Here is a 24,569-nt window from a genome sequence, read left to right on the forward strand (position 1 = left end):
CGAGCCGTTCGATCTCGATCAGGTGTAGAAGTTCGGAGTCCTCTGCGAGCAGCGCACTGGGTAGGCAGTGGAACCGCTCGCAGAGGCCGAGGATCAGGCGGGCACGCTGGTAGGCGGCTGGGGGGCCGACAGTGCTTCCATCGGGATGGACGCCACCGGGGACGGCTCGCCAGAGGGCGAGCTCTCGGGCAAAGGGTCGGCGTCGTCCACCTTGCCGCCGAGCCGCTCGATCCACTCCGTGGCCAGGGCCAGGGCGAGGTCGTTGTCGATGGAGAACAGGCCCTCGCGGGTGCAGGGCACCGGGGTGCCGTCCTCGTTCTCCAGGTTCCAGGAGACGAGCGCGTCACCGAACGCCTCCAGTTGGCGGACGAGGCCGCTGCCGGCGTCGTCGTCCCCTTCCGTTTCGGCGTAGCCGAGCAGGTTGAGGTACTCCTGGAGGCTCTTGCCGCGTGCGTACGCGACGGGGTACTCCGTGTCGTCGCCGTAGGTCTTGTGGCCCTTGAGGGAGACCTCGATCTTGCGGACCGTCTTGCGGTAGCCCATGCGTCTGCCTCTCAGGCCCAGGTCGGTACGGTGCCGTCGGCGAGGGCGCCGGGCGCGGACCAGGTCAGTTCGCCGCTGTCGGACCGGGTCAGCTGGTAGTCGGAGAACAGGAGCTCCGACGCCAGGGTGACGCCGTTGACGGTGAGGGTCACCGTCCGCGCGACCGAGGTCGAGGGCACGGTCTTGAAGACGTCGTGCTGCCGTCCGGTCGCCGGGTTGTGCACGCCGTTCGCCGTGAAGCTGACGTCGGCGAGCAGCAGCAACCGCTCGTTCGCCGACTTGTCCACGCCGGTCACGTCCTGCACGCCACGCGGCGTGGAGAGCTGCCAGTTGGTGATGTCGTTACGGATGTCGCGAGCGGTACCGCCCGCGTCATCGATGCTGAGCGTGGTCTGGCCGAGGCCGGTCGACTTCGCCATGGGTGATCACCCTTTCCTGATCTCGTCGGCGAGCTTGTCCTGATGGGTGGCGAAGTCGTCCACCCACTGGTCCGGCCTGTCGTAGCGCCGAGTTGGTGTGCGGCGAGGATTGCCGCGATAGTCCCCGTCCCGCACCAAGAACAGCGGCGGCCGGCCGATCGGGGCCCGGTGCGTCGCCGCCTTAAAGCAGGGCTGTCCGGCCTCGAAGACGAGGTAAGTCTGCCCTGGTGCGACGTGCTGTTCGGTGTACTTCCTGCCGGAGGTACGGGCCGCGTGCTGTAGCTCGGGGGTGAGGGCTTCGAGGTGGACGCGCCAGCCCTGCGTGTAGTGGTCGCAGCCGACCTCTTCGCAGGTGGCTTGCCGCATGTGGGTCTCGATCGGGGAGACCATGGCGAAGGTCTTGTACGCCTCAGGGGGCATCGCGGGTTCGATGCGGAAGAGTCGCGCGGTCATCAGAAGGTCACCCCGGCAATATCGTTCTTGATGAAGTTCACGGAGAAGGCGAGGGAGGTGAATCCGGCTGTCGTGGTGGTGATCACCCGGACATAGCGGCGGATCGTCGCCGTGTTGCCGGTCGCGATCCGCTCAGCGAGCGGGGCGCCGCCGGTGATCTGAGTGAAGGCCAGCCCGGATACGTCGGCGAACGTCGAGTTGTCCGCCGAGTCCTGGATCTTCACGGTGGCGTCCGTGCCAGTGAAGGAGAACACCTGGAGGTAGGCCTGCCCACCGAAGCTCGCTGCTGCGGTGGTGTCGATGCTCGTGCCGAGCGTCGCAGCCGTGTCCGTCCGCACGCCCGCGGTGAGTTGCCGGCCCCACTCGATGCCGTAGCCGTTGGACTGTGCGGACACGCTGAAAGTGATCATGCCGTCGTCGCCGCGCTGCGGGTCGTAGTTCGTCTGCTTGGCGACGAGGGAGGCGGCTGGGTCGCCAAGGGTGGTGCCGCGGCAGTACGTCATGATGACGTCCGTGCGGGGCAGCGCGGACAGCTTCTCGTGCGTGGCCCCGGTAACGGCCACCGAGTTGAAGAACGTCGTCATCTCGAACTGGCCCGACCTGAGGCCGCCCTGCCGTTCGTAGGCGCTCTTGTCGATGCCGGTCATGTTCAGCAGCGCCGGGCCGCCGCCGATGTTGCCGAGGGACTGAATGTCCCCGGAGGCGTTGAACCCAGCGATGTACAGGTTGTCGCCGAGGCCGCTGGACTTGGCCACGCTACGCCACCTCTTCCCATAGGTCGTTGACGATGCAGGGCAGCCAGATCGTCATGACCCGCTGCAACACCCCGTCCTGGGGCAGGTAGCCGGCGCGCACGTCCAGGGACTGGCCGTAGGTGCCGAAGATGTCGACCTGACGGATCAGGCCGCCGAGGGTGAAGTCGCCCGCGTAGGCGGTGCAGAGGGCGTCGACTGCGGCGACCATGTTGGGGTCGATCGCGTCGAGCGGCAGATGCTGCGCCGACGTGTACAGGCGGACGTTGAGGACGACGAGCGCGGTCACCGAGTCCAGGCCGGACGAGCGGACCGGGGTGACCCGGTCCACCCACACCCCGGCGGTGAGGCCGCCGGAAACCGCCGGGTGGATCGGCTCGTGCCCGTTGACCTGGTCGAAGTAGCCGGAGGCGGACGCGTGGGAGACGGCCGCATCGAGGATCCCCGTGATGTCGAGGCTCATTCGAATCGGCCCTCCCCTCTGCGGATGCGGCCGATGGTTGACTTGCCGACTCCGAGCGCCTCGGCCAGTTCGGCGAGTGTCTTGTCGGGGTTGGCACGCACCCAGGCCACATCGGCGTCCGTGATCCTGACCTTGCGGCTGTTCCGGGCCTGCTCTTCAGCGGTGGCCCAGCGGCAGTTGCTCGGCTCATAGTTGCCGTGATTGTTGATGCGGTCGATGGACATGCCGTTGGGCTTCTCGCCCATGTCGGCGAGGAAGTTGCGGAAGTCCCGCCAGCGTTCGCACACGGTGATGCCGCGAGCGCCGTAGTCGGGGTAGTCCGCGTTGTTGGGGTTGGTGCAGCGCTGGACCATCGCTGCCCAGATGTAGTAGGTCGCGGTGCCCTGGCGTCCCTCAGGACGCCTACGGGAGTGTCCGTGCTTCGTACGATCGCGGGACATGCGCTCGCGTGCCTCGGCGGAGATGACGCGCGGCAGCGCGCGCATGGCGGCGGATCGGTTTCGATCGGCCACGTCCGGGCGCTTCTTGCCCTTCTTCGCCTCGGAGATCTTCCGGCGGCGCTCCAGCTCCTTCGCGCTCACTGCATCCTCCCGACGTATCGGGTCAGGGTGCGATCCGCGATCTGGGGACCCCGCGTCCGGACCAGCTCCTTCGCTTCCCGCCAGTGCGTGTAGCCCTTGAACCTCGTCACCGGGGAGTTCCTGCTTCCCACTCCAGCTAGCCATGGTCCATAGACTACGCCGTCGTCGTGAACCAGGGAGGTGTCCGAACCCACGCGCGTGGTAGTGACGTTGGACTCGTAGTAGCCCGTCGGCCGCCGGAAGTACGCACCCATGCGGGCCAGCGCAATCTCCTCGCCGAACTCGGCAACGTCCTCGCGCGCAGCGTCGACAAACTCTTCGATAGCGCGAGCCGCGCGCCCGTCGAAGAGGGGGCCTCGGAAGTCAATGTCGATGCTCATACGGACCTCACCCGCCCCTTGCGGCCGACCGCGTCGTACACGGCCTGCCGCAGCGCCATGATCGCGCCTGAATCCCGGTTCCGTTCCCCGCTGCCCTCGCCCGCGCGGAGCGCGCGCGTGTACCCGGACGTCTCGGAAGTGAGCCGGCCGATCGCCTCGGCGATGACCAGGTCCCGGACCAGGGCGGGCGGGTCCCAGCGCACGACGGCCGCGCCGTTGGTGTGGGTGGCTGCGGTGGTGCCGAGCGCGCCGCGGGCCACAGTGAGGGCACGCAGGGCGAAGATCGCGGTGCCGCTGGTGTGGGCGGCGTTCGCGGTGCCGTCCCACGCCCGGCGGACGATCAGGCTGTTGCCGGCGATGTCCACGATGAGCATGCGCTCGGCGTCGATCAGGATGGTCTCGTCCACCGCGAACTCGGACGCGTCGGCGACGGGGAGAGTCACGGTCTTGACCTGTTGGTCAAGATCCGCGCCGAGCGTCTGTCCGGTGGTGGCCATGGTCCGGCCGGTGACGAGCATCCGTTCCGAATCGACACGGACCACAGAGCCGACGCCGAGGGCCGCAGCGGTCGTCCCGTCCACCGCCACCGTGGTCGCGGTGGTAGAGGCGATGGCGCCGGCGAGGGCGCCGACGCTGGTCTCGTCGTTGCGATAGCCCCACAGGCCGGTGATGGTGATGTCCCGCTGGTGGGTGCTGCCGCCGCCCCACGCAGCCGACGTGCCGATGTTCAGTTCCAGGCGGGTGTACGGCGGGCCGGACCGGTTCGGCTCCAGCAGGACGTCAGCCAGGTTGATGGCCACGCCGCCGGAGGTGACGGAGGTGAGGGAGATCAGTTCGCTGTCGTCCAGCCACAGCCGCCACGACGGCCGATACTGGGAGTCCGGCCAGTCGAAGTACTTGGTGTCCTGCTCCGGGTAGAAGCGCCTGTGGCACAGGTGCTCGACGTCGCGTGAGGCGGACTGGAGGGCCCGGTCGATCTGCGTCGCGTTGCGGGCGGTGGGCTTCGAGTCGAGCGCGCGCATGACGTCCTCGCGCGTCGCGTACACCGGTTGCTGGGTCATCTCTCGTCCTCCTCTCAGATTCGGGTGGTGCTGACTTGGCCGGTGCGGCGTCCGCCCGGGCCCCAGATGGATCCGTCGAACGGGCAGTAGGACTCACCGCGCGGCCCGGAGCGGAGTGGTTCGCCGCAGTCGAGGCAGGCGACGGGTTCGCGTTCGCGTTCCTCACGGGCCAGCTGGGCGCCCTCGCGGAGGATGTCGACCAGCCCCCACCAGGAGCCTTGTTCGGGGGCGCCGGGGACACGCCCGTGCGCGGTTGCGGTGAGCCCACCAAGCGTTGCGGTGGCCGTCCCGGTGACGTGGGATGGCACCGTCGCGGTACCGGCAAGCCCGCCGAGCTGCCCGGCTGCGGAGCCGATCACGGTACGCAGGCCGGATGCGCCGCCGGTCAGAGCGCCCCCACTGAACCCGGCTGCCCCGGTCACCTTGCGTGTGCCGGTCGCCGTCCCCGCCAGGCCGCCGAACTGGCCGGCCGCGGTGCCGCGTACCGTCGGCGTGCCGGATGCCGTGGCTGTGAGGCCACCGAGGGCGGCAGCAGCAGTCCCGGTGACGTTCGTGGTGAGCGGCGGGTCGTCCTCGGTGGTGAGTGCGGTGGATCCGGCGGTGAGGTTCCGGCCGTTGCCGGAGATGTCGTTGATGTTGGTGAGCATCGGCCAGTTCGCCCACACCCCGGAGGTGCGGACGATCGTGGGTGATGCCCACTCGGCTTCGATTTCGGTCTGTGTCAGGACTGCCGACCACACGCGTACGTAGGCGAGGCACCCGTTGAACCACTCGCTCGCGTCGCCCGGGGACCGGCCGAACAGGGTGATGCCGTCGGGTGTGCTGCCGCCGGATACCTGCCCGGTGACGACTTTCGTGGTGCCGCCGACGGTCCGGGTGTAGATCTTCCCGTCGGTGGCGCCGGTTCCGGCGACCGTGACCGCGATCATCCGCCATGCATCGACCACGAGCGCGTCACTGCCGACGATGCCGCTGGTGTTGCCGGGGCTCACGACGACCGGCGTGGTGCCGCTGCTGCCGGTCGCGATGTTGATCGTGGTCGATCCGCCGGACGACGAGTGCAGCCGCATCATCGTGGAGAAGTCGTCGCGGTCCACGCGAAGCCGTACCCAGAAGGTGGCCGTGAACGCCGTCGCTGGGGCAGGCGGTGGGCTTGCCGTGTAGCTGACGCGGTCAGTGGCTGCGTCGGCGCGCTGGGACATCCTCGGTCACCTCCTCTCTGGGCTGGGCTGGTTGTTCAGGCTGCGACGGGCAGGGTGAGGGTCAGGGAGCCGGACGGGATGGTGAACGTGTCGCCGGTGGTGACCGCGTTCGCGGTGATCGTTCCGGAGCCGCCGAAGGTGCCGGCGGTCGAGGCGGTCCACATCGAGAAGTGCGTGTAGTCCTCGGTTCCGGCGACGCCCGTCCAGGCCAGGTCCGCAGTCGTGGTCTTCGATGCGGCGGACGCGGACGCCCACGTCGCCTGCTTCCGCGTCGTCTCGACCGCCGCGTTCGCGGTGCCCGCGGCGCCGGGATCCCCCGTGTGCAGCTTGATCCACGAGTACGCGGTGCCCAGGCTGTCCAGGGCGCTGTTCGCCGCCGCAGTGGAGAATCCGACGCTCACGGCTTACTCCGTCCGGGACTTCTTGGAGCGGACCGCCGTGCGGGTGCGCGCCGGGCTGGGAGCCTCGCTCTGCTCAGGAGCAACGGGCTGCGTCTCCGCAGCAGAGGCGTCCTCGCCGCTGTCGGCGTGCACGTCGGACGGGCCGCCGTGCACCGTGATCTTCGCCATGTCGTTCTCGCTTCCGTCCTCAACACGCACCCGACAGCCGCACTGCGGGCACCGGGGGGCGCCGACCGCATACCGTGCGGTGCAGTCGGCACACGTCCACAGCGCCACGATCAGGCCCCGGTCGCCGGCAGGTTGGCGGGGGCGCGCTGGGCGAGCAGGTCGCGGGTGAGGGCGTTCACGGTGCCCGCGCCGGTGCTGGTGAGCTTCACGTACTTGTAGCCGTCCGACAGGCTGGTGCCTTCGACCCCGACGACCATGGCGTTCTGCGTGGCCGACGCCGCCGTCACCACGGTCGCCGCCGCGGCCTGGGTGCGCTTCGTCCACGTGTCCGAGCCGTTGCCGGTGCAGGTGTGGTACTCGGTGATGACCGCGAGGTTCTGCGCGCCGGTACCGGAGGAGTCCTTGGCTTCCTGGAGGGTGTACGTGTCGCCGGCCGCGCCCGCGAGGTAGCAGCTGAAGTCGACGCCGGCTGCGGCGCCCTTGAGGGCGATCCACACGCCGTCGGCGGCGGGGGTGGTGTTGTAGAGGCGTCCGAGGCCCTTCTGAGACATCGGGTTTCCTTTCGTCTGGTGAGCGGGTCCGGGGCGACACTGCCGGCCCGGTGGAAGCCGGCGGCGGGGTGTGAATGCCGCCGCCGGCCAGGGGGGTTAGTTCAGCTCCACGAAGGGGCTGAGCGTGGAGGTAGAGCCGTTGGCCGGGGTGATCGCGGACTGGATCCACGGCCGGCCATCGACCCGCTGGATGATTCGGAACGTCGTCTTGTCGGCGCCGAAGGCGTAGTCCGTCGAGCTGTCGGCGCTCATCACCTGACGGTCACCGACCAAGTAGTACGAGAGGTCCACGAACGCCAGGTCACCGCGGGAGCCGAGCGCGGAGCCCTTCTCCGTGATGATCAGCGGGCGGCCGAAGATGCTCATGGGGGCGGGACCGGTCGCGTTCACGACGAACACGCTGTTGCCGCCGGTGCCGACGGTGAGGGACATCTGGAGGAGCTGCGGCAGCGCGTCCGGGGCGCACATCCACACCGCGTTGGACAGCGACGACGGCAGCATCCGGGCGTACATCCCGACGATGTCCGGGTACTGGATCTTGTTGGCGTTCGCGCGGGTCACGGTGACCGCGGCCGGGTTGCCGGCGCCGCGGAAGCCGAGGGGCTCGCCGGTACCGGTGCCGGACTGGAAGGCGTTGTCCTCGCTGAAGGCGATGGCCTGAGGCCACAGCGTCTCGATCAGCGCGGAGAACGACGGCAGCGAGTCCTGGAGCAGCTCGTTGGGGACGGCGGACAGGCCGGTGAGCTTCTTCGCGTCGAGGGTGACGCGGCCGAACTTGGGAGAGGAGTCCTGCAGCAGGGCGCCCTCTTCACCCCAATACGCGATCATGCCGCCGAACACGCTGCCTGCGTTGGTGGTGGTGTCGATCATCGGGAAGGGGACGCGCGCGCTCTCCATCGGGACGACGGTGGCGAGCGGCCGGACGACGGCCTGCTCCAGTGCGATCTGCAGCAGCTGGGCACGCAGGGTCTCGGGCACCAGGAACCCACCGTCGGCGGGGCTGACACTGCTCGCGGCGTTGCGGAGCGCGCCGAGCTTCTCGGCGTCCGCCTTCGGGTTCTTGTGCCAGATGTTCCGCACGTAGTCGATGGCGTTGTCGAAGTGCTTGTCGACCGCAGCGCCCGGGGCCGCCGCGTTGTACGCGGTGCCCTGTCGGTGCGAGGTGAGCATCCCGGCCCGCTTGGCCTGCGGGTCGAGGTCGAGCCGCTTGATGGCTTCGCCGGCCTGCTTGTCCTTCACTTCGGCGCCGTTGCTCCGGAGGAAGTCCGCGAACTGCCTTTGCGTCTCCTCGGCGACGAGTCGGTTGAGGTCCGTGCCTTCGCCCTGCTGCTTCTGCCCATAGGCGGTGATGAACTCGGTCAGTGAGTCCTGCGACGCGAGGATCTCGCTGCGCTTGGCCGGGTCGGCCAGCATCTCCGCGAGCTCGTCGGCGTTGCGCGGAACGGTGTTGGTGGGGGTTGCCACTGGTGCCTCCTTCAGGCTGCTTCCGTCGCCGCGCTGGACGACGCCGTGGTTCCGGTCAGGTGGGAGACGGACGCTGACCAGCCGTCGGCGTCGTCCTGGGTGAGGCGGGCCACGGCTGCGGCCCACTCGTCTACGGGTTCGGCGGCAGGCGCCACGGGCTCCGGCTCCGAGGCCGGCTCGACCGACACCTCGGCGACCGGCTCGATGGGAACCGTGTCCTCGACGGACGGAGCGGTAGGCTCCTCGCGCTGCGCGACGGTCTTGCGGAGCATCTCGGCGACCTGCTCCCCGATGGCGTTGCCGACGTTGAAGGTGAGCGTCACCGACTCCGGCTGTGTCTCGACCTTCGGCTCCTCACGGCGCGGCCCGGTGTAGCCGTAGGCGGCGAGGTCGAAGGCGCGTGCCATCTCCGGCTCGGCTTCCGGCTCAGTCGCGGGCGTGCCGGCCTTCGGTGCGGTGATCGCCTCGTCGGCGAGCCCTGCCTCGACGGCGTCTTCGGGGAGGTACCAGGTCTCATTCCGCATGCGGGCCCGCCACTCGTCGCGGGTGCCGCCGGCCCTTGATGCGTAGGCGTCGGCGATGTTGTCGGAGATGAGGTCGAGGAGTTCGGCCATCTCTTCCATGTCGGAGGCGTTGCCCATGCACACGCCACTGGCGTCGTGGATCATGAGCATCGAGTTGGGGGCCATCTCGATCCGGTCGCCGGACATCGCGATGACCGAGGCGATCGAGGCTGCGATCCCGTCGACCTGCACGGTCACGTTCGCAGGGTGGGAGCGGAGCGCGTTGGCGATGGCGATGCCCTCGAACACGCTGCCGCCGGGGCTGTTCACACGGAGACGGATGTTGGGCGCGGTGATACCGCGCAGGTCCGCGATGAACTCGTCGGCGGTCGCGCCGAGCCACCCCCCGACCTCGTCATACAGCATCACCTCGACCTCGTCCGCCGACGCCGCGTTGCTGATCCGGTACCAGGAGCGGGCCTCGACGCCGAGCGCCTGGCGCTGCTTGTCGGCCTGCTCGCGCTGCTTGGCGAGGAAGCTATTCAGGTTGGCGGGCACCACGAGGCCCGGTATCCGGCTCATTCGTCGTCCCTCGTCTTCCGTCGCTTCACGACCTTGCAGCGGCAGTCGTTGCCGTACTCAGCGCCGACGCAGTGCACGTAGCCGGAGCCGCCCGGGTAGTCCTTGTAGGCGGCTGCGCGGTTGCGGTAGAGCCGTCCGTCCTGCTCGGCGCACGGTTCACAGACGTCGTCGTCGTGCTCGGTGACGACCTCCCACCGCATCGCCGCCTCGACCTCCGTGCCGAGGAGACCGGCCACGGCGTCGTCCCACGCGGCCACCGGTGCGGCCGGGGCCGGTGCGACGGCGCGGCCAGCGAACGGGATGTCGGGGAGGCCGACGGCGGACAGGACGCCTGCCGGGTCGAAGCCTTCACGGACCAGGACGGCGGCGGCGGCCGAGCGGGCGGTGAGCTGCTGCGCTTCGATCTCCGGGTCCGGTGGGGTCGGGGGCTCGTAGTCGAACTCAAGGCCCTGCGCCGCCGGCCCGTACATCGGCAGCAGCTCGAAGTTCAGCGCGGCCTTGATCCGCTCCAGGCGCGGGATCGTCTGCTGCTCCGCGAACCACGCCTTGGCCGCGAGCGCGGAGGCGCGGTTGATGTCCTCGAAATCGCCGATCGCGGTCTTCGAGATGCCGTAGGCCTCGCGGATCCGGTCGGCGGTGGCGCCGCGCAGCTCCACGAACTGCATGTCGCGCTGGCTGATGGTGCGGTCGACCCACTTGCCGTGCTCCAGGATCGCCACACGATGGGCGTTGCCGACGCCGCGGTGCTGCTCGTTCCACCGGTCGCGCAGCTCATCGAACTGGTCGTCGGACAGGGCGGACGGGACCTCGATGATGCCGCCCGGCTGAGCCGAGTTGATGAAGAACGCGCGTGACCACTCGGAGGCGTACCGGCTGGTGTCCAGGTCCGGGAGGATCGACAGCACCGGCGACAGGCCGCGGTACGGGTCCAACGGGTTCGGCCGGCGCAGCTGGATGACCTCGTCGCGTTCCAGTGGGATCTGCTCGCCGTCCGAGCTCGTGTAGACGTAGCCCTTCAGGAACGTCTCGCGGTCTGGGACGGGGGTCATGCGGTCGGGGCGGACCGGCCACAGCTCCAGCGGCATATTCGCGGCGGGGTGGCGGGCGATGACCCACCACGCCTCACCGGTCAAGTCGAAGTGCTGCTGCTGGGTCTCTACGAACTCCTGTCGAGGCATGAACCCGTTGGGCTTGCGCCACAGCTCTAGGGCGGCGTGGGAGGTGACCTCGACACGGTCTTCGTCTCGGCCGGACTTGGCCTTGCGGTACAGCTTCCAGTCGACCAGGGCGGTGGCGTTGCTGGTGCGGTCCACGATGGCGAAGAGGGTGCCGACGGCGCTCATGGCGCGCATCTGGCCTTCGGCGGTGCGGCTGGAGCCGAACACGGGGCCGTGGCTGGCGGAGCGGGAGGCGAAGGGGACCGGGGTCTGAACTGCGACGCTGCTGGTCTTGTTGAGGAGCGCGCCGAGGAGGGTCCTTGCCAACGCCCCTCCCTCGCTTACTCGGTGCCGAACCACCGCCAGTTCAGGACGAAGCAGCCGATCCCTGCTGCGGCCAAGCCAGCGATCAGGTTCCACAGCATGGCGGAACCCGACAATAGGATGATCCCAGCCGTGTCAAGCAGAATCGGCGCCAACTTCCGCAACAGCAGCATCCACCTGCGGTATCGCTCGATTCGGCTGGTCATCGCGGTCTCACTCTCGTCCGGGTGGCGTTGTAGGTATGCGACAGTTCAGAGCCAGCGGACGCGCGGCCTGCCGCCGAGGTCCCGCGCGGCGACCATGTACCGTGCGGCGTCCATCGAGTGGTCGTTGGCCTTCACGGGCTCCTCCTTCAGCCCGGCCTGATTGCCCGGCTTCACGGCCCACACGTAGCCGGCGACTTCCTCGGCGAGTCCGATCGGGAGGGACGCGGTGTCCATCTCGGGGTCCCGTTCGAGGAGCGCGTCGCGGAAGACGTACAGCCGCGCCTTGCCGTCGCCCTGCTCCTTCAGCCGGGCGGAGAACGCCTGGATGCCGTCCGAGACGCCCTTGTGCGCGGCCTGCGTCCCCATGCCCAACTTCCGTTCCAGGGTGGCCCGGTCTTCTGCGTCGTGGTCGGTGATGATCGCGCGGGGCCGGGGCTGCCCGGCGAGGAGCCGGTCGCGGATGACGTCGGCGTGGTCCTCGACCAGCATGCGGGTGCGGACCCACTCGCGGATCAGGTACAGCCGGCCGTCAGGGTCCTCGGCCCACAGTTGGGCGACGAAGGGGTTGGTGAACCCGAAGTCGATGCTCAGCCAGCGGGTCCACGAGTCGGGCACGTCGAATGGCTCGACCACGTGGACGGGTTCGGACCAGCCCTCGTACACCAGGCCCTCAGCGGCGGCCCATATGCCGTCGCGGTAGCGGAGCCGGCGGACGCCGGTGAGGGCGTCGAGCTTCGCCATATAGTCCACGCCGCGCTCGGTGAGGCTGCCGTCGGTGTGGACGTAGAGGGGGTTGTCGCGGTGCAGGCTGTGGATCATGCGCATGGTGCCGTCGTCGCAGCGTTGCTTGATCCAGTGCTTCGGGTGGTCCGGGTTGCACGCGAGGATGATCTGTCGGTACGTGTCCGTGTTGCCGCGAAGTCGGGTGATCAGGGTCTCCAGCGCGGTGAGGCTGATCTGGGTGGCCTCGTCCACGTAGATCCGGGAGAACTCGGTGCTCAGGAACTTCTCCGGGCGGTCGAGGCCGCCGACGAGGATCTCGGCGCCGTTCGCGAACTGGTACGCGGGCGGCTTCCGCGGCGACCCACCGAACCAGCGGACGATGCCGTCGGCGAGCGCGGCTGGCGCGACCTGCTGCTCGAACGTCACCAGCGTGGAACCGGTGAGTGCGGCGTGGGTCTGGCGGACGATCAGGCTGCGGCAGCCCGGCACCATCAAGCTGGTGTAGAAAGCCTTCTGGAGCATGGCCAAGCTCTTGCCGGTACCGGCCGGGCCGGCGATGCAGATCTCCTGATCGCGGGCGGAGAGCAGGGTCTTGGCGCCGCCGCGCGGTTCGTACCGGACGACCGTAGCTGTCACGCGAGATCCTGCGGGTCGACGCCCACCAGCTGGTAGGTGACGCCGCCGGAGTGCTCGACCTTGGCGGGCTTGTCGAGCCCGGTCATCTTCCGGAAGTCAGCGAGCGCACCCCGCAACTCCCGGAACGCGGCCAGCACCGGTGCCGAGTCCTTCAACGGCTGGCCGTCGTCGCCGTACACGATCCGGCCGTGGGAGACCATGACGTGGTCGGTCTCGGCGATCTCCATGCAGCGGGCCACGACGTGCTCCAGGCGGGCGGCGTGGACTTTGAGGGCTTCCTCGCCGGCTTCTTGGATGACGTCGCGGACGGCCCGGTTGTAGGCGCGCATAGCAGCCCATTTGCTGATGCCGAACTGTGCGCCGATCTCCTCGAACGTGAGGTCGCCTTGGGAGTAGAGGCGCGCGATTTCGGCGTCTCGTTCGGCGCCTTCGAGGGTGCGGGTGTAGCGGCCGTTGCCGTTGCGTCCTCGGAGAGGGCTGCTGTCGGGGGTGTCGTTGGTGGCCACGATCCCCTCCCTGCTGTTGGTGGTGTTACTGGTTGGCGTGGTTTGATGGTAACGATGACCGCAACCGGGCTGGGTGGCGTGAGGCTGCGGGCAGGACGAAGGCCCTACCTCTCGGGCGGCGTGAGGTAGGGCCTTTGGCGTGCCCAGGGTTAGTTGTCGTAGGAGGGTTCGATCTCTCCGTCGTCGCAGCAGTTCGAGGTCTCGTCTTCGACTTCGTCGCCGCAGGAGTTACAGAACCAGTAGACGGGCTCGCGGTCTTCGTCGTCGGTCATGGGGTTCGTCCTGTCGTGTCGGGCGGTCAGGCGGCGGGGGTGTCGTAGCAGCCACAGGTCTCGTCGTGGTCCCACATGAGGCCGGTGCCGTCGTCGCAGTCGCCCTCGTGGCGTTCCGGGCGCTCGCACACGACCTCGTTACCGGCGCTGTCGTGGTTCATTCCACCGCACGTCGGGCCCGTCGGCAGCGGCAGGTCACGGTCGTCCGTGATGCCGGGCGGCCGGACGTGCACGAGAGCGTTGGCGCCGAGGAGGCCGAGGAAGTCCCGGGTGCAGGCGGGGCAATCGGCCTCTGAGAGGGTGCTGTGGGCCGGGCAGATCTGCACGGCGGGGTCCTTTCGGTGGCGGTGGGTTGAGCGTATGGCGGGGGTCAAGCCGGAAGGGCCCCGCCCGGGATGGGCGGGGCCGTGGGCCGGTCAGGCGAGGCAGCGGTTGGCGTGGGTGCGGGCGGCGTCGGTCGCGTCGGACTGGAACGCCTGGGTGCCCTCGCGGTGGCCCTGGCCGCAGCCGCTGCACTCGATCTCGTACTGGCCGGCGCTGGTGCGGACGGCGCGCGTGTACTTGAGGGCGGTGCCGGTCATCCGGCCGGCGAGGGTGCGGAAGCGGGCGATCTCGGTGATGGTCTGGGCGGTGGTGTTCAACGTGGTCTCCGATCCGAGGGTGGTGCGCGGGTGGGGTGTCAGGCGGCGAGGGCGTCGGCGAGGAGGGCGACGCGGGTGGTGATGGGGCAGTCGACGGGGTAGAGCACGGTGACCGTGGCGAGGCCGACGGTGGTGCGCTGCTTGGGCTCGTCGGTGGCCGGTCGGGTGACGGTGTAGGTGGTGCGGTGGACGGTGTAGGTCTGGATGCGGTCGATGCGGAAGGAGCGCATCTCCTGGGTGTCGCGGTCGGCGGCGCGGAGGACGATGTCGCCGGCGTTGGTGACGATGACGTCGTGGATCTCGATGGTGCGGATGGTCTGGGTGCCGTCGGCCTTGGTGTAGGTGATGGTGACGGGGTGCTGCTTGTCGAGGGCGGTGATGAGGCGGGTGAGGGTCTGGGTGGTGGTCTCGCGGTTGGTGTGCCTCATCGGTCAGCCCCCCCCTGCTGCGGTGCGGTTTCTGTAATACGAGAATGCACCCACACCTGAGGGGTTGTCAACAGGCTTGCGCAGATGGATCCTAGTTTCTGTAATACGAAAGCTAGGGAGGATCCATGGCCAGGCCAGCCACCGGCCAGACCAAGCCGATCTCGTTCCGGCCCCCGCCCCAACTCCTCAAGGAGTTCGACGCCACCATCGAGGACGGCCGCACCCGGTCTGACGTGCTCATCGAGTTGATGCACGACCGCGTCAACCGGAAGCGACGCGAGCGCCCGGTGAGTAGCGAGGAAGAGACCGCGTGATCACCGATCTGTACGTGCAAGAGCCCGCCGACCCCGTGGCGTTCGCCTTCCGGCAGATGGGGGGCGTCGACGGCGAGGTGACCGTCAGCGTGCTCGACGCTGCCGGAGTCACCCACGTCCCCAGCCGAGACGACATGCGGCACCCGGACACCGGCTTCCTGCTGGAGATTCGGGTGAGTCTCGATCCGGACTGGGCGTACCCGGCGCGGGTGATGCTGCACTGGGCGGAGGAGCGCCCGGCGAGCAGCGCGGAGAAGACCCCATGACGACGGCCCCGCCCGGACGAACTCCGGTGCGGGGCCGCTCAACGTCTACGCGGCAGTCGCGCGAGGGAGAGCTCGCAGCAAACCCTCTCGCCGAGACTGCCAGTACCCGGCCGCGCAACTGCCGCTGGCCGAAACGCTACGCCCGGCCTGGCGCGGATGTCACTACCGCGTACGCGATCAACCCGGGTAGTCGTCGCCGAGGACCTGCCGGCGTTCCCGGTCCGCGCGCCGGTTGAGCGCCGCGTGCATCCGGTACGCGGTCACCGTCAGCAGTACGAACACGACCAGGAACAGCGCGACTGCGACCGTCTTCCAGCCCGTGGCGACGTTGACGACCTGCGCGATCAGCAGCGTCAGCACGGTGCCGGCCAGCCACGCGAACCAGACCCTGCGCTTCTCGACGTTGACGGCTTTCTGTACGTCGCTGTAGTCGGGCATGGCTCCCCCGGGTGGTAGCTGCTGTTCCGCCGCATCATCCGCCCACGTGTGGGTGGCGTGAAGGCGTTGTCACTGATCTGTGACTCAACCTCACGCGAACCGGTAGCCGCCCTCATCCGGTAACGGCACACTGCTACCCATGGCGATCAGGTACGGAGTCCAGGCCGACACCCGCGAGGAATGCATGCGCGCCCTCACCGAACTCTGCGAACGGCTCGGCGCGCAGCCGGCGCTTCTGCCGTCGGACACGTTCGGCAACGGCTGGCTCGCCCGCGCCCGCGCCGTCCCGCTGGCCGACGAGCCGGAGCCCGGACAGCAGTAGACCCCGCCACGACGGGGGATGCGTGGCGGGGTCTCACAGGGGCGCAACCGTGGCCCTCACCAACGGGTGCACACCCAGTCTCGCAGGGCTGTCAACTCACCTGCCCCAGCAGTTCGCGAGCATCGCCAGCAGCAGGAACGCCACGAACAGGAACGACCCTGACGGCAGGCACCCATCGCCGCGCGCCGTGTCGTGCACCGTGCGGACGCCGTCCCCCGCGGCCGGCGCCAACCCACCATGCACTTCCGCGCGATGCTGCTCCTGCTCCAGCTCGGCGTCAGCTTGGCGGTCGTGCCGTTCGGGGGATCTCGCCTTGCATTGGCGGCACTGGTACTCGTACGGCATCGTGGCCTCCGTGGTGGGTCAGTTGGGGAGTGTAGGAGGCGTAGCTACGTCTGTAGGAGCGTCTGCTACATCGCAGGTCACAGCCGTAGTAGCGGGGCTGCTACGCGTCTTGGAGAGGAGCACGGGAACGCTCGGGGAGCGGGCCTCCATCCAGGCCCTCAAGTCGTCCCGGTGCACCCCTCGATTGACCCGGCCGGCGGCGTCTCGGACGGAGGCCCGGATGGGGATGTGACGGCGGTCGAGAGCGGCGGCCACGTCGGCGGTCGTGCAGGTGGTGTCCTGGCCGCTGTCGTGGAGGTGCTGGACGATGGCCTTGAGGTGGACGCCGGGGGCCTCGCCGATGAGGGTCTGAAGGATGCCGGGCAGCGGGTCTTCGGGGGCCGCCGCGGGCGGCTCCTCCCCTGCCTCGACCAGCGCGCCAGCGTCAGGCTTCGGGGCGTGCATCCAGGCGGCGACGCACCAGCCGATGACCAGCCAGATCACCCACGCCCGATAGCGGACGGCGACGTACACGACGGCCAGGCCGCCGAGCACCACCGTCTTCCAGCCGAACCGGCCGACGAGCCGTAGCAGGAGCACGCGTGAGCCCGCGCCGAGCGGCCCGAGCAGGGCCAGCGTGACGCGGACACGATCAGCAGCAGAGCGGATCATCCGGACACCTGCTGTCCGATGTTCGCGATCGTCGCGGACAGGGTGCCCCACAGACCACCGGCGCCGGACGCGGCGTACCAGAACACGATCCCCATGATCGCGACCTGCTTCGTGGTCAGCTTCTTGAACAGAATGATGATCGCCAGAGTGAGGGCGATCGCCGGCATGGTGATGCCCGGCATGACGCCCTGTGCGGCCTTGAGGAGGCTGCCGACCAGGTCAGGGACCATCTTGAACAGGCCCCCGGCCGCGGCGTAGGCGGACCCGGCGAGCATGCCGCCGATCAGGCACGGCCACCAGCCGAGGGGCTTGACCTTGCCGCCGCCTTTGATGCCGACGAGGAGGAGGACGGTCATGACGACGGCGAGCCCCACGATGCCGAGGTTGCCGAACACGCTGTTCACAGGGGGTTCCTTACGAGTTCGGGGCGTACAGGAGCACGCCAAGGACGATGGCGGATACGGGGACAGCGGCCAGCCAGGCGACGGGCCACCACCAGTGGCGGGCGCGCCGGTACAGGGCGACCGTGCCGAGGCCGAGGGCGTAGCAGGCGATGGACTGCGGGTTCACCCAGCGGCCGGCGGCGACCCATGCGGTCACGCTGGTGGCCCAGCCGGTGATGCCGAGGGCCCAGCCGAACACGGCGGTGGTGCCGTGGTAGATGAGCCAGCGCAGGCGGGGGCTGGTGCCGGCCCAAGCGTCGAGGAGGGACTGCGGCGGGCCCGACTTGCTGCGCTCAGGGGTCTCCTCGTGGTCGGTGTCGGGCCGGACCGCGGGAGTGCTCCGCTTCCCCGGCTTGGTCGGCTCGTCGTCGTAGAGCCGGTCCCACCAGTCCTCGGAGTCACGGCTGGGCGTAGCTCGCGGGACGGCCGGCGGGGTCGGGTTGAGGAGCCGGTGGAGGCGGGCGCGTATGAGGAGTTCGTTCGCGTCGGGGGCGGTCATGCGTAGCCGCCTTTCATCTGGCTCTTGCGGCGCTCGCGGCGGACGGCGGCGGCGACGCTGTCGCGGTTGGCGTCGGGGATGATCGCGAGCACGTTCCGGACGGCGATCGCGTTGTCGGTGGTGTTCGCGATCTGCTCGCGAACAAGGTCGGCGATGCTCGGCGGTTCAGTGTTCGGAGCGTGTTCGCTCGGGGTGGGGCGATCAGGCTCAGGAACAGGGTTCGGGCTGGTCACGGCTTTGTTCGTGACGTGTTCGCGGACCGTGTTCGGAGTGCTCGCGATCGTGTTCGCGCCGTGCTCGTGTTCGCCGATCACGTCGATCGCCTGCTCGGCTGCGGTCTCGAAGTCGGGCTCCGTACTCGCCTGCTCGGGCAGGGTGCTCGGGGTGTTCGCGGGGAGGGCGATCGGGGTGCGGCGGTGGAGTTCGGCCTGCTTCTCCAGACGCTGGAGTCCGACCTCGAAGTCGGTTTCGTCGCGGGCGAGGGTGACCTCGGCCTCGGTGCGAATGCGCGCGATGCGGGCCTGCGCGCGGGCGTGCATGAGCGCGGAGGCGTGCGCCGCGTCGCGGAGCACGGCGTGAATCTCCGCCTGCTGCTCCGGTGTCGGAGCCGCGGGGTCACGCATCGCGGCGAGCGCGAACTCCCACACGATCTTCCCGACCAGGACGACGAACGGCCCGGCGATCGCCTGCGCCCGGCCGCCGGTCTCACTGCCGTGCATCACGAGGAGGACGGCGACCCCGGCCGCGATGAACCAGCCGGCCGCGGGCGCGGCCCAGGTTCGACCGCCGATGGCGATGCCGCGGGCTTGGGCCCAGAGGACGGTGATCCAGCCGATGTCTCCGGCGAGGGCCACGGACAGGCCGAACTTCCCGGAGCGCATGAGGTCGGTGATGGCGTAGGCGGACCAGGCGAGGGAGAGGCCGGCGAGGGCGACGGCGCCGTAGAAGATGCCGGGGCGTTCGGGGCGCTGAGTGTGCACGGTGCTTCTCCGGAAGGGTGCCGGCCCCCGCGGACGGGGGGATTGGACGTACGCGGGGGCCGGCGGTCTGGGTGGGGTTAGGCGGGCCGGTACCAGCGGCCTCGTTTGTCCTGCTGTCGGTCGCGGTCTTCCCAGGCTTGGCCTTGGGCGGCGGCCCTGCCGGCGTTGCGGCGGTGTCCTTGGCGGCGTTGCCGTGCGGCGCGTTCGGTGGCGGACTCGCGGCCGGCGTACTTGGCGGCGCGCTCGCGGTCGTCGCCGAGCAGCTTGTCGAGGAAGCTCATCAGTGGCCGCCCTTCGCCTGCATGGCGAGGCGCTGCCGGACGTCGGGGGCCTGCTCATAGTCGGCGCGGCAGTTCTCGACGGTGGCGGGCTCGGCGAGGATCGTGTTGGCGCGCGGGGTGCGGTCCGGTTCGGGCTGCTGCTCGGTCATCGCGCGGCCTCCGGACGGGGCAGGGCGCGGCACTTCTCGGCGTGGGTCTGGGCGCTCTCGCGGACGGCGGGCTCCCAGAAGTTCTCGAAGTCGCCGCCGCAGCCGCGGCAGTGCCGCCGGAACCCGCCGTCGATCTCGGTGACGTCAACGGTGAGTTCCGGGTCGCCGGTGATGTCGGCGGCCTTGGTGACGTAGCGGGCGACGACGCCGTCGGGCCACTCGGTCGTGGGGCTGGGCGCTTGTTGTGCTTGGGCCGTAGGATTCGGCACGGTCATTCCTCCTGGTAGGCAGGTGGGATGGCTGGCCCCGGCGGGAGTTGCACCTCCTGCCGGGGCCGTACTTGTTGGTGCTGTACGACCGTAGCGACTTGTTGCGTTGAGCGCAACAAGTCTGGGAGGATGAGCCATGCCCGCAGACACGCCAGGAGAGGAGCAGCGCACGATGCTGTCCTTCACCGAGGCCGCCGAACGGCTTGTCGCGGACGGCATCGCCCAGAACATGACCGCCGAGGGTCTGCGGAAGCTGGCGCGCGACCCGGCTTCGGGTTGGCCGATCGACCCGGACGACTACCGGGTGGTCGGGAAGACGCGGATGTTGCCGTACGAACTGCTGGCCCCGTACATGCGGGAGCGGCTCGGCAAGCGGAGAGGGCGCGGCCCGGGCAAGACGAGGCGTAGCCCCCGACCCAAGCAAGGAGCACCGGTGATCGAAGGTCAGATGGGGACGCAACCCCTGAACGGGAACGACGCGCGCGCGATCCTGCGGATCGTGTGGAAGTGGATCGAGGACGCGAACGACGGGCTCGGTGCGGACGTCGGCGACTTGCAGCAGGAGCTGGAGTCGGCCGGGTACGGGCCGCTGGAGGAGGCGTCCGATGGATGAGCTGGTGGAGTTCCTGCGGGCCCGACTGGACGAGGACGAGCAGACGGCGCGGCGCGCTGGCGGCGCCTGGATGGACGGGCCGGCTGCCAACTGGGTGACGGCCGCATCTTCTGAGGACGCGTCGGAGCCGGCTCACCGTGTGGCTTTGGTGGTCGAGGATGGCGAACGCGCCCACATCGCCCGTCAAGATCCGGCGCGTGTCCTGCGCGACATCGAAGCGAAACGGGAACTGCTGCGCCTCGCCGCCGCCGCCCACGACTACCACGAGACGTTCACGAGCGGGTTCGCCGCCGCGCTGGAAGGGGCGCTGCGCCAGTTCGCGCTGGCCTACGCCGATCACCCGGACTACCGCCCGGAGTGGCGGCCGTGATGTTCAAGACCGAGGAGACGCGCCGTATCCGGCTGGGCAGAGGAACCCGTGTCCATGACGTGTCTGTCCCGCACAGTCGGCCGATGAAGACCGTGTGCGGGAAGAAGATCGTGCTGGAGGACATGTACGGGCGCACCGTCGACCGACCGCTCTCCGGCTCGGACGACATCGCGGTCACCTGTACGGCCTGCCTGCGGGCGACCCTCTGACCTGCCGCGCCCCAGACAGACGAGAAGCCCCCCGAGACCTGGACTCGGGGGGCTCTCTGGTGTCCTCCGCCCCGAGCCTTCCCAGGCTGAGAGCAACTGTCCGGGCGCGAGCAGCTGGTCCGCCCGGCAGCAGTCTCAGGATCACACCGGTGTCAAGCAGCCCCGGTCGGCCGTACCCCGCGCGCGGTTGTCGGTGGCTGCCGTCATGCTGGCCGCATGCCTGTGGTGATCGTGTACCCGCCCGACGAGGAAGGCGGCCGGCGTGTCCGTCTCGACGGTGAGATCAGCGGGCGCGCCTTCGGCTTGGCCGACGTGGTGGAGTTCCTGCGGCGGGCCGGCCTGGACACGGCGGACCGGACATGTGGGAGCACTGAGGGTTCCGTTTCAGCCATGCCGGGCGTAGCGTCGAGCGTGCACAAAGGGGGGCGCCCCACTGGCCCGCCGCACCTTCGGGTACGGCGGGCCGTGTGCTGCCCGGGAACGCGCGAGCGCCCCGCCGGGTGGGCGGGGCGCTGGGGTTCGGCCGTCGCGCGAAGGTGGCAGCACCGACACCACGACCACTGGGCACCGTGCACGGCGCGTCAGATCTGTGCTCAGGATGCCACGGCCGTCAAGCCGGGCACTCGGGGTTCCAACGGGCGGGTTGAAGCGTGAGGCGTCCGTCGGGGAGTCGGTCCCACCAGTACGGCCGGTCGAACAGCCAGACGATGCGGAGCGCATCGGGGTCGCGGATCACGGGCGTGCCTTCCAGTTGGGGCCGCGGAGGGCGGGCGGGCCTGCGTCGTAGAACGCGCAGCGGCGCAGCTCGGGGTCGAGGATGGCGAGGGCGCGCTCCATAGGCGTGGGCTCCGCGGGCTCCCAGCCGAGGATGCCGAGCTTCTTGCCCGTGCTGTTGCCGTGCACGGTCTCGTCAACGGCCTTGTGCAACGCCTGCATGACCTCGGCGTCGATGTCTCGCCGCCATTGCTCGTACTGGGCGCAGGTCTGCATGCGGTGGCCGTGGTGCCGGCCGGACGGACAGCGGGAGGCGGGGCGCGCGGGGGCGGTCACTGCTGGGCCTCGGCCGCCGGCGCGGGCAGGTCGAGCGCTTGGATGGTGGGGCAGGGCCAGGGCACGCCGTGGCTGCCGGTGCATTCGTCGCAGAGGCCGTAGCTATCGACGTGCAGGGTGCGGACGCGGGCGAGAGCGGCCTCGGCGCGCGCGGCTCTGGCTCGCTGCTCCTCGTAGGCCTCGACCGGTGGTGTGGCGTCGCCGCGTCCGCAGACCTCGCAGTAGCCGCGTGCTACGGCGCGGAGCGCGTCGAGGTCGTTGTACAGCTGGTCGAGTTCGGTGTCGGTGATCGTGGACGCGGTCCGGCGGTCGGTCACTGGGCGCTCCTGTCGCGGGTGAAAGGCATGGTGATTCGCCGCCACCACGTGACGCGGCGCGGCACCGGGTCGTCGGCCGGAGCAAGTTGCTCGGGCCAGGTGAAGCCGCATCGGGCGCAGGCCCGTCGCAGGTGTGGGCCGATGTGGACGGTGGGGTATCCGGGGTGCCATTCCGTGTGGGCGCCTCGGTGACCGCAGGGGGCGCAGCGGGGGTGGTCGCCGGAGAAGGGTGGCAAGTCGCTCATGCGGGCTGCTCCTCGGTGTAGGTGCGGGTCCAGCCCTCGCCTACGGGCTGCCACCCGTTGGCTGCTTGGCGGCCGGAGTCGCGGATGCCGGCGATGAGTTCCTCCATCTGGTCGACGGGGATGCGGACGCGCCCTGCTTGGACCGGGTGGGTGGCGGCGAGCGGGATGAAGAACTCGACGGCGGGTTGTCCGTCGACCAGGTGGATGGCGGGGGTGACTTCGAGCTGGCCGCCGTCGGTGTCGCGGTAGTGGAAGGTCACTGCTGCTCCAGGGCGTATCCGGTGCGGCGGGGCTGGCCGTCGCGGGTGGTCGGGCTGTCGTGGAGGCTGCTGGACAGCACCCGGCGGAGGAGCGGCCGGCCGTTGGCAGCGTCGACTGCGCGGACGGAGTAGTCGCTGACGTGGACGATCCGGATTCGGAAGCCGTTGTCGATCGGCTTGCAGCTCCGGTAGATCTGGCCGGGTTCGATGCGGTGGGTCACTGTTGGCCTCCGCTGATGTACCGGTAGCCGGTGCTGGTGGGCTTGAGGCGGTCGAGGCGGATACGGCTGCGGCGGACGCCCGGGAGCGGGACGGGTTCGCCGGCCGGGGTGAGAGCGACTTGCCGAACGGTGGCGTGGGTGTCGTTGGTGCGTTCGATGTAGATGAGGCGTTCGTCCGTGCGGGGGTCGTTGTCCTGCCAGATCTGGCCGGGGGCGGGGGTCGGGGTGTCGGTCACGGGTCTGCTCCTGGTGGTGGGCGGGGTGCGGGCTACGGCTGGGAGTTGAGGCGTGCCTGGACCCATTCGGCGTCCGACTCGGCGACGTGCGCGCCGGCGACGCGGGCGACGATGATCTGCATCGGCTGGCCGTCGCTGTCCCGCTCGGGGCCGACAAACGCGCCCCAGGGCTGGCCGTGGTCAGGCGGGGTGTGGCCGTCGGGGCAGTGAGGGCAGCCGGGCAGCAGTTCGTAGCGGGGCGCGTCCTCGATGGCACGGAGGACGGCCATCGGGTCCTGGGCGGGCTCGTCGTCCCAGACGATGCGGGTGTGGCCGCCGTGGCCGTGGACGGCTTCGGCGTCCGCGAGGCTGTTCCAGGCGACGGTGGAGGGGCGTTCTCCGCGCCAGCGGATGGAGACGGTGCCGTCGGGCCACAGGACGCCGTCGGCGACGCGGCCGGTGCCGGAGACGCCGGTGATGTCGGTGGTTCGCTGGAGGTGGAAGCGGCGGGGCTGAACGTCGGTCATGGTTCTCCTCGGTGTTGGATTGGCGTGGCGGGGGCTGTGGGGCGCTGTGGGGGGTTGGACCCTCCGGGACTGCCCGCGCGGGGCGTTCGGGGCGCAGACTGGCGCTCAGGGCGTTTCTCGGGCCCCGCCGTGGGGTCGTGGACGGGCACGACCCCCGGCAGGCTGGCGGTCAGACGGACGGCGGGGCGGTGGCGCTCGGGTCGTAGCCGGGGCAGCGAACCGGGTCCATGCCGGGCTGGGGCTCCCACCGGTGCGGCCCATGCAAGCGCTTGAGCGCCGAGGCGCTGCACTGGACGACGGCGGACCGGTGCGCCTCGCTGTTCGTGGGCTGCTCGCCAGCCAGCCGACGCAGCTCGGCGATGTCCGCGCCGACCGTCTTGGCCCACGGGTCGCGATCACTGTCGTCGAGCACGTCCTGGAAGCCGGCCGCGTGGTTGGCGAGGCGGCGGATGACCGTCTTGATGCGGTCGAGACTGGCCTCCGCCTGACCAGACCGCACGATCTCCGCACCCAACTGGCTGCGCACCCTGTCGATCTCCCGCTCCAGCGCGCGATTCTTCTCGCTGTACTGCAGGACGGTCTTGCCGCGCCGCAGAGATTCCGCGCCAACCTCCTCGCGGCGGCGCCGGGTGTAGTGCAACTGCTTCTGCACCTTGGCCAGCTCGCATCGTGGGCACACCGGCTGGCCGTCCCTCATCGGGATGTCCATGCCGTCCTTGCCGTGCCAGTGGAAGCCGCAGTCGGGGTGCTGGTAGTCCGGCGACAGCGGGGCCTCGGTCTCGGCGGCCCGGCTGGCGGGCGGCTGCACCGCGGGCTCGATGGCAGCCTCCTTCCGTGCGCGGTCGAGACGCTGCTCGGCCAGTCGGCTCAGCCACGCCTCCACGGCGGGCCGCACTTCCAGCGGTACGGGGCCTACTGCGGCGCCCAGGGACATGTGCTCGGCGGCGGAGCGGAGCGCCTCGATGGCGCCCTCATGGCGGGCTCGGCGGACGGCGGTCGGGTCGGGCTGGTTCATCGGGGCTCCAAGGTGCTGGGTAGGGTTCGGGGTGCACGGCCGGCCGCATAGCCCGCGGCCGGCCGTCGTCGTGCGGGGCCGGCTCACGCGGAGGCGGGCGGCGACTGGGCGCCGAGCGCATCGGCGACGGTCCGGCCGCGGTAGGTGAGGGTCG

General features: G+C 69.9%; 44 protein-coding genes. 6 read left to right on the forward strand and 38 right to left on the reverse strand.

Going from position 1 to position 24,569, the window contains the following annotated elements:
* Positions 1–93: 93 nt before the first annotated feature.
* The 22 genes from ACZ7N4_RS36410 to ACZ7N4_RS36515 form a co-directional block, all read right to left on the reverse strand.
* Complete coding sequence (locus ACZ7N4_RS36410; protein ID WP_471367683.1) at positions 94–543, reverse strand: hypothetical protein; 450 nt, start codon at positions 541–543, stop codon at positions 94–96.
* 11 nt (positions 544–554) lie between these two features.
* A complete protein-coding gene (locus tag ACZ7N4_RS36415; RefSeq protein WP_471367685.1) occupies positions 555–962 on the reverse strand; it encodes a hypothetical protein in 408 nt (135 codons plus the stop codon).
* Positions 963–968: 6 nt separating this feature from the next.
* Positions 969–1,415, reverse strand: coding sequence for a hypothetical protein (locus tag ACZ7N4_RS36420; protein ID WP_471367687.1), 447 nt, complete (start codon positions 1,413–1,415; stop codon positions 969–971).
* Entirely contained in the window at positions 1,415–2,170 is a 756-nt protein-coding gene (locus ACZ7N4_RS36425; protein ID WP_471367689.1) for a hypothetical protein, read from the reverse strand. Before ACZ7N4_RS36425 ends, ACZ7N4_RS36420 begins: the two co-directional genes overlap by 1 nt.
* Position 2,171: 1 nt before the next feature.
* Entirely contained in the window at positions 2,172–2,630 is a 459-nt protein-coding gene (locus ACZ7N4_RS36430; RefSeq protein ID WP_471367691.1) for a hypothetical protein, read from the reverse strand.
* A complete protein-coding gene (locus ACZ7N4_RS36435) occupies positions 2,627–3,211 on the reverse strand; it encodes a helix-turn-helix domain-containing protein (RefSeq protein WP_471367693.1) in 585 nt (194 codons plus the stop codon). Before ACZ7N4_RS36435 ends, ACZ7N4_RS36430 begins: the two co-directional genes overlap by 4 nt.
* Positions 3,208–3,591, reverse strand: a complete 384-nt coding sequence (locus tag ACZ7N4_RS36440; RefSeq protein ID WP_471367695.1) for a hypothetical protein — start codon at positions 3,589–3,591, stop codon at positions 3,208–3,210. The genes ACZ7N4_RS36435 and ACZ7N4_RS36440 overlap by 4 nt, the downstream gene beginning before the upstream one ends.
* Complete coding sequence (locus ACZ7N4_RS36445) at positions 3,588–4,652, reverse strand: hypothetical protein (RefSeq protein WP_471367697.1); 1,065 nt, start codon at positions 4,650–4,652, stop codon at positions 3,588–3,590. The genes ACZ7N4_RS36440 and ACZ7N4_RS36445 overlap by 4 nt, the downstream gene beginning before the upstream one ends.
* Positions 4,653–4,666: 14 nt before the next feature.
* Positions 4,667–5,854: a LamG-like jellyroll fold domain-containing protein gene (locus tag ACZ7N4_RS36450; RefSeq protein WP_471367699.1), complete on the reverse strand. Its 1,188-nt coding sequence runs from the start codon at positions 5,852–5,854 to the stop codon at positions 4,667–4,669.
* Between the two features lie 35 nt (positions 5,855–5,889).
* A complete protein-coding gene (locus ACZ7N4_RS36455) occupies positions 5,890–6,255 on the reverse strand; it encodes a phage tail fiber protein (RefSeq protein WP_471367701.1) in 366 nt (121 codons plus the stop codon).
* Between the two features lie 3 nt (positions 6,256–6,258).
* Positions 6,259–6,423, reverse strand: coding sequence for a hypothetical protein (locus tag ACZ7N4_RS36460; RefSeq protein WP_471367703.1), 165 nt, complete (start codon positions 6,421–6,423; stop codon positions 6,259–6,261).
* Between the two features lie 110 nt (positions 6,424–6,533).
* Positions 6,534–6,974: a hypothetical protein gene (locus tag ACZ7N4_RS36465; protein WP_471367705.1), complete on the reverse strand. Its 441-nt coding sequence runs from the start codon at positions 6,972–6,974 to the stop codon at positions 6,534–6,536.
* A gap of 96 nt (positions 6,975–7,070) precedes the next feature.
* Positions 7,071–8,438 carry a phage major capsid protein gene (locus ACZ7N4_RS36470; protein ID WP_471367707.1) on the reverse strand — a complete coding sequence of 456 codons (1,368 nt, stop codon included), beginning with the start codon at positions 8,436–8,438 and terminating at the stop codon, positions 7,071–7,073.
* A gap of 11 nt (positions 8,439–8,449) precedes the next feature.
* Positions 8,450–9,523 carry a head maturation protease, ClpP-related gene (locus tag ACZ7N4_RS36475; protein WP_471367710.1) on the reverse strand — a complete coding sequence of 358 codons (1,074 nt, stop codon included), beginning with the start codon at positions 9,521–9,523 and terminating at the stop codon, positions 8,450–8,452.
* Positions 9,520–11,007, reverse strand: coding sequence for a phage portal protein (locus ACZ7N4_RS36480; protein ID WP_471367712.1), 1,488 nt, complete (start codon positions 11,005–11,007; stop codon positions 9,520–9,522). The genes ACZ7N4_RS36475 and ACZ7N4_RS36480 overlap by 4 nt, the downstream gene beginning before the upstream one ends.
* Before the next feature lie 14 nt (positions 11,008–11,021).
* Entirely contained in the window at positions 11,022–11,210 is a 189-nt protein-coding gene (locus tag ACZ7N4_RS36485) for a hypothetical protein (RefSeq protein ID WP_471367714.1), read from the reverse strand.
* A gap of 45 nt (positions 11,211–11,255) precedes the next feature.
* On the reverse strand, positions 11,256–12,569 hold the full coding sequence (locus ACZ7N4_RS36490) for a phage terminase large subunit (RefSeq protein ID WP_471367716.1): 1,314 nt from the start codon (positions 12,567–12,569) through the stop codon (positions 11,256–11,258).
* On the reverse strand, positions 12,566–13,075 hold the full coding sequence (locus tag ACZ7N4_RS36495) for a hypothetical protein (RefSeq protein ID WP_471367718.1): 510 nt from the start codon (positions 13,073–13,075) through the stop codon (positions 12,566–12,568). Before ACZ7N4_RS36495 ends, ACZ7N4_RS36490 begins: the two co-directional genes overlap by 4 nt.
* Positions 13,076–13,224: 149 nt before the next feature.
* Positions 13,225–13,347 carry a hypothetical protein gene (locus ACZ7N4_RS36500; protein WP_471367720.1) on the reverse strand — a complete coding sequence of 41 codons (123 nt, stop codon included), beginning with the start codon at positions 13,345–13,347 and terminating at the stop codon, positions 13,225–13,227.
* A gap of 26 nt (positions 13,348–13,373) precedes the next feature.
* On the reverse strand, positions 13,374–13,673 hold the full coding sequence (locus ACZ7N4_RS36505; protein WP_471367722.1) for a hypothetical protein: 300 nt from the start codon (positions 13,671–13,673) through the stop codon (positions 13,374–13,376).
* Positions 13,674–13,763: 90 nt separating this feature from the next.
* Positions 13,764–13,988: a hypothetical protein gene (locus ACZ7N4_RS36510; RefSeq protein ID WP_471367724.1), complete on the reverse strand. Its 225-nt coding sequence runs from the start codon at positions 13,986–13,988 to the stop codon at positions 13,764–13,766.
* Positions 13,989–14,026: 38 nt separating this feature from the next.
* Positions 14,027–14,416, reverse strand: a complete 390-nt coding sequence (locus tag ACZ7N4_RS36515; protein ID WP_471367726.1) for a WYL domain-containing protein — start codon at positions 14,414–14,416, stop codon at positions 14,027–14,029.
* Positions 14,417–14,541: 125 nt separating this feature from the next.
* Between ACZ7N4_RS36515 and ACZ7N4_RS36520 the strand changes: the two genes are divergently transcribed.
* Positions 14,542–14,730 carry a hypothetical protein gene (locus ACZ7N4_RS36520; protein ID WP_471367728.1) on the forward strand — a complete coding sequence of 63 codons (189 nt, stop codon included), beginning with the start codon at positions 14,542–14,544 and terminating at the stop codon, positions 14,728–14,730.
* A complete protein-coding gene (locus tag ACZ7N4_RS36525) occupies positions 14,727–14,996 on the forward strand; it encodes a hypothetical protein (RefSeq protein WP_471367730.1) in 270 nt (89 codons plus the stop codon). The genes ACZ7N4_RS36520 and ACZ7N4_RS36525 overlap by 4 nt, the downstream gene beginning before the upstream one ends.
* Before the next feature lie 177 nt (positions 14,997–15,173).
* On the opposite strand, the gene ACZ7N4_RS36530 is transcribed toward ACZ7N4_RS36525, so the two are convergent.
* Positions 15,174–15,434: a hypothetical protein gene (locus ACZ7N4_RS36530; RefSeq protein ID WP_471367732.1), complete on the reverse strand. Its 261-nt coding sequence runs from the start codon at positions 15,432–15,434 to the stop codon at positions 15,174–15,176.
* Between the two features lie 139 nt (positions 15,435–15,573).
* On the opposite strand from ACZ7N4_RS36530, the gene ACZ7N4_RS36535 reads away from it, so the two are divergent.
* The gene (locus ACZ7N4_RS36535) at positions 15,574–15,756 is read left to right on the forward strand and encodes a hypothetical protein (protein ID WP_471367734.1); all 183 of its coding nucleotides are present in this window, start codon (positions 15,574–15,576) and stop codon (positions 15,754–15,756) included.
* Positions 15,757–15,852: 96 nt separating this feature from the next.
* Here the strand turns inward: ACZ7N4_RS36535 and ACZ7N4_RS36540 are convergent, their stop codons facing one another.
* The 8 genes from ACZ7N4_RS36540 to ACZ7N4_RS36575 all read right to left on the reverse strand — a co-directional run bounded on the left by ACZ7N4_RS36540 (position 15,853) and on the right by ACZ7N4_RS36575 (position 19,373).
* Positions 15,853–16,101 carry a hypothetical protein gene (locus ACZ7N4_RS36540; protein ID WP_471367736.1) on the reverse strand — a complete coding sequence of 83 codons (249 nt, stop codon included), beginning with the start codon at positions 16,099–16,101 and terminating at the stop codon, positions 15,853–15,855.
* Between the two features lie 18 nt (positions 16,102–16,119).
* On the reverse strand, positions 16,120–16,752 hold the full coding sequence (locus ACZ7N4_RS36545) for a hypothetical protein (RefSeq protein WP_471367738.1): 633 nt from the start codon (positions 16,750–16,752) through the stop codon (positions 16,120–16,122).
* Positions 16,749–17,156 (reverse strand): hypothetical protein, encoded by a 408-nt coding sequence (locus ACZ7N4_RS36550; protein ID WP_471367740.1) that lies wholly within the window; start codon positions 17,154–17,156, stop codon positions 16,749–16,751. The genes ACZ7N4_RS36545 and ACZ7N4_RS36550 overlap by 4 nt, the downstream gene beginning before the upstream one ends.
* A gap of 10 nt (positions 17,157–17,166) precedes the next feature.
* Positions 17,167–17,694 carry a hypothetical protein gene (locus tag ACZ7N4_RS36555; RefSeq protein WP_471367742.1) on the reverse strand — a complete coding sequence of 176 codons (528 nt, stop codon included), beginning with the start codon at positions 17,692–17,694 and terminating at the stop codon, positions 17,167–17,169.
* Complete coding sequence (locus tag ACZ7N4_RS36560; RefSeq protein ID WP_471367744.1) at positions 17,691–18,674, reverse strand: hypothetical protein; 984 nt, start codon at positions 18,672–18,674, stop codon at positions 17,691–17,693. The genes ACZ7N4_RS36555 and ACZ7N4_RS36560 overlap by 4 nt, the downstream gene beginning before the upstream one ends.
* A gap of 77 nt (positions 18,675–18,751) precedes the next feature.
* Positions 18,752–18,955 carry a hypothetical protein gene (locus tag ACZ7N4_RS36565; RefSeq protein ID WP_471367746.1) on the reverse strand — a complete coding sequence of 68 codons (204 nt, stop codon included), beginning with the start codon at positions 18,953–18,955 and terminating at the stop codon, positions 18,752–18,754.
* Positions 18,955–19,104, reverse strand: a complete 150-nt coding sequence (locus ACZ7N4_RS36570) for a hypothetical protein (RefSeq protein WP_471367748.1) — start codon at positions 19,102–19,104, stop codon at positions 18,955–18,957. The genes ACZ7N4_RS36565 and ACZ7N4_RS36570 overlap by 1 nt, the downstream gene beginning before the upstream one ends.
* Positions 19,101–19,373, reverse strand: a complete 273-nt coding sequence (locus ACZ7N4_RS36575; protein ID WP_471367750.1) for a hypothetical protein — start codon at positions 19,371–19,373, stop codon at positions 19,101–19,103. The genes ACZ7N4_RS36570 and ACZ7N4_RS36575 overlap by 4 nt, the downstream gene beginning before the upstream one ends.
* Positions 19,374–19,509: 136 nt before the next feature.
* Here ACZ7N4_RS36575 and ACZ7N4_RS36580 point away from each other — a divergent pair, with 136 nt between their 5' ends.
* The 3 genes from ACZ7N4_RS36580 to ACZ7N4_RS36590 all read left to right on the forward strand — a co-directional run bounded on the left by ACZ7N4_RS36580 (position 19,510) and on the right by ACZ7N4_RS36590 (position 20,565).
* Positions 19,510–19,986, forward strand: a complete 477-nt coding sequence (locus ACZ7N4_RS36580) for a hypothetical protein (RefSeq protein ID WP_471367752.1) — start codon at positions 19,510–19,512, stop codon at positions 19,984–19,986.
* On the forward strand, positions 19,979–20,356 hold the full coding sequence (locus ACZ7N4_RS36585) for a DUF6221 family protein (RefSeq protein ID WP_471367755.1): 378 nt from the start codon (positions 19,979–19,981) through the stop codon (positions 20,354–20,356). The genes ACZ7N4_RS36580 and ACZ7N4_RS36585 overlap by 8 nt, the downstream gene beginning before the upstream one ends.
* 83 nt (positions 20,357–20,439) lie before the next feature.
* Complete coding sequence (locus ACZ7N4_RS36590) at positions 20,440–20,565, forward strand: hypothetical protein (RefSeq protein WP_471367757.1); 126 nt, start codon at positions 20,440–20,442, stop codon at positions 20,563–20,565.
* Positions 20,566–21,297: 732 nt separating this feature from the next.
* Here ACZ7N4_RS36590 and ACZ7N4_RS36595 read toward each other — a convergent pair.
* The 7 genes from ACZ7N4_RS36595 to ACZ7N4_RS36625 all read right to left on the reverse strand — a co-directional run bounded on the left by ACZ7N4_RS36595 (position 21,298) and on the right by ACZ7N4_RS36625 (position 24,415).
* Positions 21,298–21,555 carry a hypothetical protein gene (locus ACZ7N4_RS36595; protein ID WP_471367759.1) on the reverse strand — a complete coding sequence of 86 codons (258 nt, stop codon included), beginning with the start codon at positions 21,553–21,555 and terminating at the stop codon, positions 21,298–21,300.
* A gap of 56 nt (positions 21,556–21,611) precedes the next feature.
* Entirely contained in the window at positions 21,612–21,932 is a 321-nt protein-coding gene (locus tag ACZ7N4_RS36600) for a hypothetical protein (protein WP_471367761.1), read from the reverse strand.
* Between the two features lie 241 nt (positions 21,933–22,173).
* On the reverse strand, positions 22,174–22,437 hold the full coding sequence (locus ACZ7N4_RS36605; protein WP_471367763.1) for a hypothetical protein: 264 nt from the start codon (positions 22,435–22,437) through the stop codon (positions 22,174–22,176).
* Complete coding sequence (locus ACZ7N4_RS36610) at positions 22,434–22,658, reverse strand: hypothetical protein (RefSeq protein ID WP_471367765.1); 225 nt, start codon at positions 22,656–22,658, stop codon at positions 22,434–22,436. The genes ACZ7N4_RS36605 and ACZ7N4_RS36610 overlap by 4 nt, the downstream gene beginning before the upstream one ends.
* Positions 22,655–22,894: a hypothetical protein gene (locus ACZ7N4_RS36615; RefSeq protein WP_471367767.1), complete on the reverse strand. Its 240-nt coding sequence runs from the start codon at positions 22,892–22,894 to the stop codon at positions 22,655–22,657. Before ACZ7N4_RS36615 ends, ACZ7N4_RS36610 begins: the two co-directional genes overlap by 4 nt.
* A gap of 32 nt (positions 22,895–22,926) precedes the next feature.
* Positions 22,927–23,400 carry a hypothetical protein gene (locus ACZ7N4_RS36620; protein WP_471367769.1) on the reverse strand — a complete coding sequence of 158 codons (474 nt, stop codon included), beginning with the start codon at positions 23,398–23,400 and terminating at the stop codon, positions 22,927–22,929.
* 169 nt (positions 23,401–23,569) lie between these two features.
* Positions 23,570–24,415, reverse strand: coding sequence for a hypothetical protein (locus ACZ7N4_RS36625; protein WP_471367771.1), 846 nt, complete (start codon positions 24,413–24,415; stop codon positions 23,570–23,572).
* Positions 24,416–24,569 lie beyond the last annotated feature (154 nt).

This window comes from Streptomyces sp. NPDC107654 (assembly GCF_055639035.1).